Genomic DNA, 11,608 nt, shown 5'->3' with positions numbered 1-11,608 from the left:
TCTCCTCAAAAGAGCGGTATCACTCAATTCGCCGTCGGTGTCTCTCCCGATGCCATCATCTGTGTGAATGTCTGCTGTTGCTCGAGCCAGGTCTGGTAGTCGGCCTCGTTGTCGACGATGACTGTCCCGCGCATCTGCGGGTGCCCGACGCCGCAAAGTTCGGCGCATAGGACCTCGAAAGTTCCCGTTCTCGTGGGAGTAATCCAGAAATAGGTTACCATGCCCGGCACCATGTCCATCTTGGCCCTGAACTCGGGCACGTAGAAATCGTGCAGCACATCGATCGAACGCAGGAGCATCTTCACGGGCTTGCCGATGGGAAGGTGCAGTTCGCCGCCCTGGATGATGATGTCATCGAGGCCTGCGGGATCGTTCTTGTTGACACCCAGCGGATTTTCCGCGGTGACATCGCGGGTTTCCGACGTCCCGAGCTTGCCGTTGGCTCCCGGCAGGCGATAGCTCCACAGCCATTGCTGCCCGACAACTTCGACCTCCGTCGCGTCGTCCGGAACCGTGACGAAGCGATCCCAGACGAAAAGACCTGGCGCCAGCATGGCGACCACGCCGATAGTGGTCACCGTGGCGAGCCAGAATTCCAGCTTTCTGTTCTCCGGCTCATAGTCCGCGCGGGTCCCGGGCCTGTGCCGGAAACGGAGGACGCAATAGGCGACAAACAGCACCACCGCCACGAAAACGAAGCCGGTAATCCAGAAAGTAATGATGATTGTATTGTCGATGTACTGCCAATTAGACGCTATTGGCGTCCACCACCAGGGACTCAGAAGATGAAAAAGAACCGACGCAACTGCAACAAGAGCAAGAATAACGACTACAGCCATTCTATTGTCCCCTCCCTGCCGGAATCGGCTGTGGACATGAACTCGCAATCCGTAGAACCCTACCCTAGCATTTCATAAACGAGAAATACAGGTAGTCGTCCCATCGAAAGTATCGGTGCACTGAATATCTGAATCGTCGCTGGAAATTACTATCGTTTCATCGCCGCGCCGTCATCGCCGGCGCGGCGCCTGAGCGGGAATATCCGCCCGGTTATAGCTCCACGATAGGTGAAAATCCGCCAAAGATCATGCGCTTGCCGTCGAAGGGCATGCTGGCCATGTCGCCTTTCAGGCGAGGGTCCGCCATCACCTTCGCATTGATGGCATCACGCTTTTCGCGCGATTCATAAACGATCCACGAAAACACGACGGTCTCGTCGTCTTTTGCCTGCACAGCGCGCGGGAAGGAAGTAAGTTCACCATAGGGTACGTCATCGGCGACGCACTCGACAAAGGCGAGCGCGCCGTGCTCTTTCCAGACCTCTCCCGCCATGCTGGCGAGTTCCTTGTAGGCTTCAAGTTTCTCTTTGGGGACGGCAAGTAAGAAACCATCGACATAAGACATGCGGGGGACCTCCTGTTTCATTGAACGGCCAGAGGACGTTTGGCCAAGCGGAAATCCTACAACATCCCTCAAGTTTTGTCCTCGCTGCGCCATAGCCAGATCGTTATCGAACCGGAGCGGCCGCGGATTTCCGTTTCCAGCGGGCCCTCCAGCGTGCCGGTTCGATGGAGGTCATTGCCTTGTCCCGCCACGTGCAGAATCTCGGCGCTGAGCGCGAGTTCCGCCCCGTGCTTCTTGGCCACTTCCATCAACCGGCTCGCGACATTGACTGTATCGCCCGTAGCTGTGATCTGTTGGCGATCGCCGCCACCGAGCCGTGACGCAACGACGGTGCCGAAATGTGCACCCAGTTTGAAACCAACGCGCGAAGCGGTCGATGCCGGAAGCGAGGCGAGCCATAGCTTGGTTCGCTTGCACAGTCTTACGCAGCAGAGCATGGCGTTGGCAGCATCTTGCGACGTCGGCTCCGGCAGGCCGAAAAGGATCATCGCGCCGTCGCCCATGAAACTCGTGATCGTTCCGTTGCAGGCGGCGACTTCCGCGTCGACGAAGTCGTAAAAACCATTCAGGAGTTCTCTTGTAGCAATAGGTCCAAGAACCTCGCTGAGGCCGGTGAAGCCGGACAGATCGATAAAGACCACGGCGGCGTCCTGGCGCACCGGCTCAGCCAGAAAATCAGGGTTTCTCGCCAGCCATTTTCCCAAACCAGGCGCCTGCACGCTCTGCAGCATCTTGCTTTGAGTGGCAAAATGCTGCGCGCGCCGCCGGTCGAGCAAAAGCTGGCTTGCGCCGAACAAAAGCAGCGGGGGAATTGCGGCGGCAATGGGAATCGCGGCGCTCAGCCAGATGCCATTTGCGAAGGCGACCATATTGATTGCCAGCCATGTGCAGACGACTGCGATTATTGCGGCAAGTCCGATGACACTTCGCCGCCACGCGAGCAGTCCCACCAGAACGAGCGGCAGCCCGACGGCAAAGCCCGAGTCGACAAGCCGGATATGGCGGTCGCGAACGATGGCGTCGCCCGCCACCAGCTGCGTGATGGCCGTGGAGATGACCTCGACGCCGGGAAGCACCTGGTCGAAGGGTGTCGGGAATACATCGCCGCCTCCCGTCACTGTTGCACCAATCACGATGATCTTGCCTGCGATGTCCTCTTTTCGAAGTTGGCCATCCAGCACCTGCGCGGCACTGATGGTTTTGATCGTGCCGCGCGGACCATAGAAGGTCAGCGGGAAAGTCTGGCCGATATCCGTACGCACGTGCCGGTCGCCGAGCGTGATCCCGCCCGGGACGAAAAGCGGATCGGCCTTCGCCGCGAGGGCGGCTGCCCGAAGTGGAAAGGATGGCTGGACTTCATCACCCTTTTTGAAGAGCATCGGAATAAATCGCGGCGTTCCGGATTGGTCTGTCGCGACATTGACGATTCCGACCGCCGACACGCCGGCAAATTCCTGCTGCGGCAGCAAGAAACTGGCGGCATCGGGGATTCGATCGAGCGTGCTGCCGTTTGCCGGTCCTGTCAGCTGTTTGCCGCTGGCGAACACGGCTGCGCCAGCAAGCAGCGTCGTGGTTTTAGCGAGCGATGCTGCGAGCCTGCGGTCGTCATCCGGGCGACTGCGATCGACCAGAAGCAGGTCCATCGCGATGACCCTGGGATCGAACCTGGCAATTTCATCGATGAGGGTGGCAAGCGTCGAGCGGGGAACAGGGTAGCTCCCGACCAGTGACACTGCCGGGTCATCGATGGCGATGATCGTTACCGTGTCCGGTGCGGGCAATCTGCCGCGAATGATCGTGCGCAGATCGGTCAGTGTTGCCTCGACCCGTTCCAGGAACCACGTGTTGCCACGCACGTGCATCAGCCCGATACCTGCGCCCCAGACGCCGGCCAGAATCAGCGCGACCAATATCTGGCGTGCACGACGGGTCATGGGTGATTATTGACCGAGGCGCGCCATCAATGCGTTGACGCGCGGCCGGGGCCAGCGCTTCACAACAAGCGCGTCGGTGCTTTCGTCCACGTCGACGCCTTCACCGGGCCCAAGCACCACTTCGGCGCGGTTCGCCTGCCTGCGAACGCTGACTGCGCCCCGCACGACAAAGACCGCCGTCTTCCCGGCGCTTACATCGACAGCCCATCTTGTGCCGCGAACTGCCGCTATTGCCTGCGGTGTATCGACGACAAATCCTCCGGGTACCTTCGGTGCGTCGAGCAGGATCGCCTTGCTCCTTGCCCGGACTGCATCGACGATCCCGTCCCGGCTGCGATCGAGCAGCGTGTAGCGCGCCCCGCGCTCTGCGGTGATGGTCAGCCCGCCCCGGCATTTCAGAACCTGCCTTCCGGTCCCGCCTACCTCGGTCAGAATGCAACCTGAATTGCTGGCACTATTGCCGGATTGAGCCGAGCTGTTTCCCGTGCCCAGCATGAAAACAACGCCCAGCGCCACCGCCGCGCGAAATATCCCCGCCATTGAATCCATGGAAATTGCCCCCAGTTAACCGGCACAGATCAGGCGCGGTTCCTTGCAATATAAGGCCACCGGAGGGCATTTCAAAGCGTTGATATCAGGCCAGCGGCAGCAGTACCCGTCAAACCGGGGCTGCCGGATAGAGCCGGTCTATGGAAGGCAGGCACTGCGCGCCCTTGCGGCTTAGAAATTCCTGGAAGGCCCGCATGGCCGGAGACATGGTCCTATCCGTGCGCACGACGGAAAACCATTGACGGCGTATGGGCATGCCGATCACGTCCAGCATCACCAGTCTGCCGACTTCGAGTTCCAGCGCGATCGTGTGAGCCGAGATGAAGGCAATGCCGAGCCCCGCCATCACCGCCTGCTTTATCGTCTCGTTGGAGGACATTTCCGTGCCGAGATCGTCGAGCCGCCCGGGTAGTTCGCTCAGGAAGATCTCGAGAGATATCCGCGTTCCGGATCCCGGTTCGCGGATGAGGAAATGCTCCTGGGCGATCCGCTCTTTCGTGATATCGCGGGCGCCGGCAAGCGGATGATCCGGCGCTGCGATCATCACCAGCGGGTGATCGCCGAATACCGCCGAGCGCAGCGGAACGTCCCTTGGAGGGCGGCCCATCACTGCAAGATCGACGGAATGGCTCTTGAGACCGGCGATCGTTTCCGCCCGGTTGCCGATTGCGAGCTTGATGGCGATATCCGGATGTTCCTTCTTGAAAATCGCCATCAGTTGCGGAGCGAAATATTTGGCCGTCGAGACGACCCCGAGGGTCAGGCTGCCCACCCGCAAGCCCTTGATCGCGTCGATTTCGTCGTCGAGAAGCCGCAACCTTTCTTCGACCATCTGCGCAGCATCGAGAAAAGCCAGCCCGGCAGCCGTAGGGCGCAGGCCTTCATTGGTTCGGTCGAAGAGGATGACCCCCGCATCTTCTTCGACGAGCTTGAGCTGAATCGTGACCGCAGGGGGTGTCAATCCAAGAGCGTTGGCCGCCCCGGCGATCGTATTGTGTTTCATGATCGCCTGGACGGCTCGAAGCTGCTTCAAGTTGAGATTGCGCATGGCTACAGTTAATATAATTTAGCGATCACGTAAATATAATAAATTTTACTAAATCAACCTCCCATGGTTCCATGCCTCCGAAGCCTGATGCGGAGAGAAAGTCAGGCACGGGAGGAAGTGATGACAACGGCGACCCTGGACGCGTTTCTTGGATCCTATGCAGAAAGCGGAGAAACGCTTCGCGGTGCCGTCTCGCTGGTGGTTCGCCAGCTTTCCCTGACTGCGGTCAAGATACGCAACACGATCAATCAAGGCGCGCTGGGCAAGGCATTCGCCAGCAGCCAGGGCGGCAAGAACGCCGATGGCGACGCTCAGAAGGACCTGGATATCTTCGCCGACGACATGTTCCTGGAAGCCATGCGTCAGGCCCCGGTTGCACTTTACGGATCCGAGGAACTCGCGCACCCCGCGCTGCTCGATCCGGGCGCACCGCTGGCACTGGCGATCGATCCGCTGGACGGTTCATCCAACATAGACACCAATGTCTCCATAGGGACAATCTTCTCCATCCTCCCGGTGGTTGGCCAGCCCGACAGCGAGCCTGGCGCATCGTTTTTCCAGAAAGGCGATCGCCAGCTCGCTGCCGGCTTCTTTATCTACGGACCTCAGCTTGCCTTGGTCCTGACGCTTGGCAGCGGCACGCATGTTTTTGTTTTTTCCGCTCGGCTCGGCACGTTCGTTCAGGCCTACGCGAGTGTTGCGGTGCCTGATCGCGCCCATGAATTTGCCATCAATGCCGCCAATTACCGCCATTGGGACGAGGCAGTGCAGCTCTATGTCGATGATTGCCTCAAGGGTTCGGAAGGACCGCGCGAGCGCGATTTCAACATGCGCTGGATCGCTTCCCTGGTCGCGGAAACCTATCGCATCCTCATGCGCAGCGGAGTGTTTCTCTATCCCGGCGACAAGCGCAAGGGATATGGCGATGGCCGCATACGCCTCATTTATGAAGCCAACCCCATTGCGTTCATTATCGAGCAGGCAGGCGGCGCCGCAACCGACACGGTGGGCCGGATACTCGATCTGACACCGAAGACGATGCACCAGCGGGTGCCTTTCATCTTCGGGTCGGCAAGGGAGGTGGCCCGCATCGGCCGGTATCACTCCGAACCAAGCAATATTGGCGAGCGCGCTCCGCTCTTCAGCAATCGCGGCCTGTTCAGGGTTTAGGCGGAGGAGACGTTCATGTCAGCAAAGCACCCCATCATCTCCATCACTGGATCGTCAGGCGCGGGAACGACCTCGGTCAAGCGCATCTTCGAACAGATTTTCCGGCGCGAGAACATCGAAGCGGCCTTCATCGAGGGCGATGCGTTCCACAAGTATGACCGCAATTCCATGAAGGCGAAGGTCGCGGAGGAGGAAGCGAAGGGCAATCCGAACTTCACGCATTTCCATGTCGACGCCAACGAGTTGCACAAGCTCGATGAAGTCTTCGAGGAGTATGGCCGTCGCGGTACCGGCCAGACCCGGACCTACATCCATGACGAGGAGGAAGCCGCGCAATACAATGCTCCAGCCGGTACATTCACCGATTGGCGCGATTTCCCGCCCAGCACCCTGCTGTTCTACGAGGGGCTGCACGGCTGCGCCGTAACCGAAGGCGTCAATCTTGCCCGCCATGCGGATCTGAAGATCGGCGTTGTGCCCGTCATCAACCTCGAATGGATTCAGAAGATCCACCGGGATCGATCGACGCGCGGTTATTCAACCGAGGCTGTGATGGACGTGATCCTGCGGCGGATGCCCGATTATGTCCGCTACATCACGCCGCAATTCACATTGACCGACATCAATTTCCAGCGCGTTCCCATTGTGGATACGTCGAACCCGTTCATCGCGCGGTGGATACCGACACCGGACGAGTCGATGCTGGTCATTCGTTTTGCCCGGCCACGGGGGATCGATTTCCCCTACCTGCTGTCGATGATCAACAATTCCTTCATGTCGCGGGCAAATTCGATCGTCGTGCCAGGCAACAAGCTGGACCTCGCCATGCAACTCATCCTGACGCCGCTGATCATGCAGTTGATCGAGCGCAAGAACAGAGCCTCGTGAAGGAGATAGCGATGAACACGCAAGCTTTGCTGCAAGAAACTCCCGAGATCGAGAGCGTATCGGAACGCGATATGGCAAATGCTATCCGCGCGTTGGTCATGGACAGCGTCCAGAAGGCCAATTCCGGTCATCCCGGGATGCCCATGGGTATGGCCGACGTCGCAACGGTACTTTTCAACCGCTTTATCAAGCTCGATCCCTTGCATCCGCAATGGCCCGACCGTGACAGGTTCGTCTTGTCGGCAGGACACGGCTCCATGCTGCAATATGCTTTGCACTACCTGATTGGCTATCCGGATATGCCGATAGAAGAACTTCAGCGCTTTCGCCAGCTTGGTGCAAAGACGGCAGGCCATCCGGAATATGGTCATGCCCAGGGTATCGAGATGACGACGGGTCCGCTGGGGCAGGGCATAGCGACGGCCGTCGGCATGGCGCTGGCCGAGCGCTTGCTGGTTCAGCGTTTTGGCGAGGATATCGTCGATCATCATACATACGTCATTGCCGGTGATGGCTGCCTCCAGGAGGGCATCAGCCATGAGGCGATCGATCTTGCCGGTCATTTGAGGCTGTCCAAGCTCATCGTCTTCTGGGACAACAACTCCATCTCGATCGATGGGCCGACATCCTTGTCGACGTCCATGGACCAGTTGAAGCGGTTTGAGGCGGCCGGTTTCGACGTGGAGGAAATCGACGGTCATGATTATGAGGAGATCGCCGGGGCGATTGCCCGCGCCAGGACCTCCGACCGACCCTCGCTGATTTCGTGCCGGACTATCATTGGCAAGGGTGCGCCGAACCTGCAAGGAACGGAAAAGACCCATGGTGCTCCCTTGGGGGACGTCGAAATCGCGGCGGCTCGCCAGACCATCGGCTGGACGCACCCGGCGTTCGAAGTTCCGGAAGACATTTCCGAGTCATGGCGCGATGTTGCCCGCCGCGGTGCTGACGAACGGCGCGAATGGTGTGTACGCGTGGCGGCATCGCCGCGTGGCGACGATTTCAGGCAGGCGGTTCAGAAGCAATTGCCGGCAGCACTGTTCGAAGACCTTGCCGCATTCAGGCGCGAACATGTGGAAAAAGCCACCAAGGTTGCGACGCGCAAGGCGTCGGAAATGGCGCTCGGGGTCATCAACGGGGCCACCGATCTGACGATAGGCGGTTCGGCGGACCTGACCCATTCCAACCTGACGGTCACTCCGGGAATGCGGGACGTTACCCCGCAGAACTTCTCGGGCCGCTATGTTCACTACGGCATTCGCGAACATGGCATGGCGGCGGCGATGAACGGTCTTGCGCTGCATGGCGGGTTCATTCCCTATGGCGGCACCTTCCTGGCCTTTGCCGACTATGCGCGGGGCGCCATGCGTCTCTCGGCTCTCATGGGCCAGCAGGTGATCTACGTCATGACTCATGACTCGATCGGCCTTGGCGAGGATGGTCCGACGCATCAGCCGATCGAACATCTGGCGATGCTGCGTGCAACCCCCGGTATCAATGTTTTCCGGCCCGCCGATATCATCGAGACGGCCGAATGCTGGGAGCTTGCGCTCAAGTACACTGACCGGCCGAGCGTCATCGTCCTGTCGCGTCAGAACCTTGCGATGCTGCGCGCTGCCCATTCCGAGGAAAACCGGTCCAGCCGGGGCGCCTATGTCTTGCGTGAAACTGTGGAACCGCGCGCCATCACCTTGCTGGCGACAGGCTCGGAAGTGGAGATCGCCTGTACTGCTGCGGACATGCTTCGGGGACAGTACAAGATCCCGGCCGCGGTCGTGTCGATGCCCTCATGGGAACTGTTCGAGGCCCAGACTCCTGCCTATCGCCGTTCGGTTCTCGCTGCGGCGCCCCGCATCGGTATCGAGGCTGCGGCACGCCTCGGCTGGGACCGCTGGATTGGTGAAAAGGGTGCCTTCATCGGCATGCAGGGCTTCGGCGCCAGCGCGCCGGCCCCGGATCTCTATCGCCATTTTGGCATCACGCCCGAACACATCGTCGCCACCGCACGCAAACTCATCAACTGAGCTGAAAGGACATCGATCATGGCCCGGATTACCTTGCGACAACTGCTCGATCATGCTGCCGAGTATGGCTATGGCGTTCCCGCATTCAACATCAACAACATGGAACAGGGACTTGCCGTCATGGAAGCTGCGGCAGCCTGTGATGCGCCCGTGATCCTGCAGGCCTCGCGCGGCGCACGGTCCTACGCCAAGGATTTGATGCTGACGCGGATGATCGACGCGCTCGTGGAAATCCATCCGTCCATACCGGTCTGCATGCACCAGGATCACGGCAATGACGAGGCCACATGTTTGACGGCGATCCGCCATGGCTTCACATCCGTGATGATGGACGGCTCGCTCGAAGCCGATGCGGCAACGCCCGCCTCGTATGAATACAATGTCGAGATCACCAGGCGGGTCGCAACCATTGCCCATTGGGTGGGCGTATCGGTCGAAGGCGAGCTTGGCGTGCTGGGTTCGCTGGAAAGCGGCGAGGCCGAGGCGGAAGACGGTCATGGTGCCAGCGGCGTTCTCAGCCACGATCAGCTCCTGACCGATCCCGACCAGGCGGTGGATTTCGTCCTGCGCACCAGGGTCGATGCACTCGCCATCGCCTGCGGCACATCGCACGGCGCCTACAAGTTCACCCGCGCGCCCGATGGCGACATTCTGGCGATGGGCGTCATCGAGGAAATCCACCGCAAGCTGCCGAATACGCATCTGGTCATGCATGGCTCGTCGTCGGTGCCGCAGCCCCTGCAGGACATCATCAACCGCTTCGGCGGCGAGATGCCGCAAACCTATGGTGTGCCGGTCGAGGAGATAGAGCGGGGCATCCGCCACGGCGTGCGCAAGGTCAATATCGATACGGACTGCCGCATGGCCATGAGCGGACAGTTTCGGCGGATCGCCACGGAAAACCCGGCCGAGTTCGATCCGCGCAAATTCCTCAAACCGGCCATGGACGCCATGCGCGACCTGTGCCGCGACCGTTTTGAGCGCTTCGGCACCGCAGGCAACGCCTCGAAGATCAAGGTGATCGGCCTTGATGACATGGCCAAACGCTATGCCGCAGGGAAGCTCGACCCGCAAATCGCTGCAGCCAAGGCTGCTTGAAAATCGAATTACCAAGGAAAGGACCCTATCATGTCAAACAAGTCAGAAACGGTCACCGGAAAGGACCGCTACAGGTCCGGTGTCATGGAATACAAGAAGATGGGCTACTGGGAGCCCGACTACGAGCCGAAGGACACCGATATCATCGCGATGTTCCGCATCACGCCGCAGGACGGCGTCGATCCGATCGAAGCGGCCGCCGCCGTTGCCGGTGAATCGTCAACCGCCACCTGGACGGTCGTGTGGACCGACCGCCTCACCGCGACGGAGAAGTACCGTGCCAAGGCATACCGCGTCGATCCGGTTCCGAACGGCGAGGGTCAGTACTTCGCCTATATCGCCTACGATCTCGACCTGTTCGAGCCGGGTTCCATCTCGAACCTCACGGCGTCGATCATCGGCAATGTCTTCGGGTTCAAGCCGTTGAAGGCCCTGCGGCTCGAGGACATGCGCCTGCCAGTAGCCTATGTAAAGACCTTCCAGGGCCCGCCGACAGGCATTGTCGTCGAGCGCGAGCGGCTCGACAAGTTCGGGCGTCCGCTGCTGGGAGCAACGGTCAAGCCAAAGCTTGGCTTGTCTGGCCGCAACTATGGCCGCGTGGTCTACGAAGCGCTGAAGGGCGGCCTCGACTTCACCAAGGATGACGAGAACATCAACTCGCAGCCCTTCATGCACTGGCGCGAACGCTTCCTCTACTGCATGGAGGCGGTCAACAAGGCGCAGGCTGCAACTGGCGAGATCAAGGGCAGCTATCTCAACGTCACTGCAGCGACGATGGAGGACATGTACGAGCGCGCAGATTTCGCCAAGGAGCTCGGCTCGAATATCGTCATGATCGACCTCGTCATCGGCTACACGGCGATCCAGTCCATGGCAAAGTGGGCGCGTCGCAATGACATGATCCTGCACCTGCATCGCGCCGGCCACTCGACCTACACACGGCAAAAGTCGCATGGCGTCTCGTTCCGCGTCATCGCCAAGTGGATGCGCCTCGCCGGCGTCGATCACATCCATGCGGGTACGGTGGTCGGCAAGCTCGAAGGTGATCCCGCAACGACGCGGGGCTACTACGACATCTGCCGCGAGGACTTCAACCCGATGCGCCTGGAGAACGGTGTGTTCTTCGACCAGCACTGGGCCTCGCTCAACAAGATGATGCCGGTTGCGTCAGGCGGTATCCATGCCGGCCAGATGCACCAGCTGCTCGACCTTCTGGGCGAGGACGTGGTTCTGCAGTTCGGCGGCGGCACCATCGGTCACCCGCTCGGCATCGCTGCCGGTGCGACTGCCAACCGCGTTGCGCTCGAATGTATGGTGCTTGCGCGCAATGAAGGCCGCGACATCGTCAACGAAGGCCCGGAAATCCTGCGAATGGCGGCCCGGACCTGCCAGCCCCTGCAGCAGGCGCTCGAAATCTGGAAGGACGTTTCCTTCAACTATACCTCAACCGACTCGCCGGATTTCATTCCGACGGCAACAGCAGCAGAATAGGG

General features: G+C 60.1%; 10 protein-coding genes. 5 read left to right on the top strand and 5 right to left on the bottom strand.

All coding sequences use genetic code 11. The features are described 5' to 3' along the window. Window positions 1–23: 23 nt before the first annotated feature. The 5 genes from CU100_RS22055 to CU100_RS22035 all read right to left on the bottom strand — a co-directional run bounded on the left by CU100_RS22055 (window position 24) and on the right by CU100_RS22035 (window position 4,935). A complete protein-coding gene (locus CU100_RS22055; protein WP_106718786.1) occupies window positions 24–839 on the bottom strand; it encodes a cytochrome c oxidase subunit II in 816 nt (271 codons plus the stop codon). A gap of 211 nt (window positions 840–1,050) precedes the next feature. Beyond that, window positions 1,051–1,404, bottom strand: a complete 354-nt coding sequence (locus CU100_RS22050) for a DUF1428 domain-containing protein (protein ID WP_106718785.1) — start codon at window positions 1,402–1,404, stop codon at window positions 1,051–1,053. Between the two features lie 68 nt (window positions 1,405–1,472). Beyond that, on the bottom strand, window positions 1,473–3,338 hold the full coding sequence (locus tag CU100_RS22045; RefSeq protein ID WP_106718784.1) for a CHASE2 domain-containing protein: 1,866 nt from the start codon (window positions 3,336–3,338) through the stop codon (window positions 1,473–1,475). A gap of 6 nt (window positions 3,339–3,344) precedes the next feature. Beyond that, window positions 3,345–3,878: a FecR domain-containing protein gene (locus CU100_RS22040; RefSeq protein WP_106718974.1), complete on the bottom strand. Its 534-nt coding sequence runs from the start codon at window positions 3,876–3,878 to the stop codon at window positions 3,345–3,347. Window positions 3,879–3,996: 118 nt separating this feature from the next. After that, window positions 3,997–4,935: a LysR family transcriptional regulator gene (locus CU100_RS22035; protein WP_106718783.1), complete on the bottom strand. Its 939-nt coding sequence runs from the start codon at window positions 4,933–4,935 to the stop codon at window positions 3,997–3,999. Between the two features lie 120 nt (window positions 4,936–5,055). On the opposite strand from CU100_RS22035, the gene CU100_RS22030 reads away from it, so the two are divergent. From CU100_RS22030 to CU100_RS22010, 5 genes are read left to right on the top strand one after another with little or no spacing between them, the layout of a single operon-like run. Next, window positions 5,056–6,105: a class 1 fructose-bisphosphatase gene (locus CU100_RS22030; RefSeq protein WP_106718782.1), complete on the top strand. Its 1,050-nt coding sequence runs from the start codon at window positions 5,056–5,058 to the stop codon at window positions 6,103–6,105. Between the two features lie 15 nt (window positions 6,106–6,120). Continuing rightward, window positions 6,121–6,993, top strand: coding sequence for a phosphoribulokinase (locus CU100_RS22025; RefSeq protein WP_106718781.1), 873 nt, complete (start codon window positions 6,121–6,123; stop codon window positions 6,991–6,993). 11 nt (window positions 6,994–7,004) lie between these two features. Continuing rightward, the gene (gene tkt, locus CU100_RS22020; RefSeq protein WP_106718780.1) at window positions 7,005–9,017 is read left to right on the top strand and encodes a transketolase; all 2,013 of its coding nucleotides are present in this window, start codon (window positions 7,005–7,007) and stop codon (window positions 9,015–9,017) included. Between the two features lie 18 nt (window positions 9,018–9,035). Further along, window positions 9,036–10,115 carry a class II fructose-bisphosphate aldolase gene (fba, locus tag CU100_RS22015; protein ID WP_106718779.1) on the top strand — a complete coding sequence of 360 codons (1,080 nt, stop codon included), beginning with the start codon at window positions 9,036–9,038 and terminating at the stop codon, window positions 10,113–10,115. A 30-nt stretch (window positions 10,116–10,145) separates the two neighbouring features. Next, on the top strand, window positions 10,146–11,606 hold the full coding sequence (locus CU100_RS22010; protein ID WP_106718778.1) for a form I ribulose bisphosphate carboxylase large subunit: 1,461 nt from the start codon (window positions 10,146–10,148) through the stop codon (window positions 11,604–11,606). The last annotated feature ends 2 nt before the right edge of the window (window positions 11,607–11,608 follow it).

The organism is Phyllobacterium endophyticum, from assembly GCF_003010935.1.
GTDB classification, from domain to species: domain Bacteria; phylum Pseudomonadota; class Alphaproteobacteria; order Rhizobiales; family Rhizobiaceae; genus Phyllobacterium; species Phyllobacterium endophyticum.
The sequence above is the reverse complement of the archived record's forward strand: the minus strand, read 5'-3'. Positions and strand labels throughout refer to the sequence as shown.

Excerpts from the sequence above, each read along its gene's own strand:
- CU100_RS22055 (WP_106718786.1), bottom strand. The coding sequence starts at position 839 with ATGGCTGTAGTCGTTATTCTTGCTCTTGTTGCAGTTGCGTCGGTTCTT.
- CU100_RS22030 (WP_106718782.1), top strand. The coding sequence starts at position 5,056 with ATGACAACGGCGACCCTGGACGCGTTTCTTGGATCCTATGCAGAAAGC.
- CU100_RS22025 (WP_106718781.1), top strand. The coding sequence starts at position 6,121 with ATGTCAGCAAAGCACCCCATCATCTCCATCACTGGATCGTCAGGCGCG.
- CU100_RS22035 (WP_106718783.1), bottom strand. The coding sequence starts at position 4,935 with ATGCGCAATCTCAACTTGAAGCAGCTTCGAGCCGTCCAGGCGATCATG.
- tkt (WP_106718780.1), top strand. The coding sequence starts at position 7,005 with ATGAACACGCAAGCTTTGCTGCAAGAAACTCCCGAGATCGAGAGCGTA.
- fba (WP_106718779.1), top strand. The coding sequence starts at position 9,036 with ATGGCCCGGATTACCTTGCGACAACTGCTCGATCATGCTGCCGAGTAT.
- CU100_RS22045 (WP_106718784.1), bottom strand. The coding sequence starts at position 3,338 with ATGACCCGTCGTGCACGCCAGATATTGGTCGCGCTGATTCTGGCCGGC.
- CU100_RS22050 (WP_106718785.1), bottom strand. The coding sequence starts at position 1,404 with ATGTCTTATGTCGATGGTTTCTTACTTGCCGTCCCCAAAGAGAAACTT.
- CU100_RS22040 (WP_106718974.1), bottom strand. The coding sequence starts at position 3,878 with ATGGCGGGGATATTTCGCGCGGCGGTGGCGCTGGGCGTTGTTTTCATG.
- CU100_RS22010 (WP_106718778.1), top strand. The coding sequence starts at position 10,146 with ATGTCAAACAAGTCAGAAACGGTCACCGGAAAGGACCGCTACAGGTCC.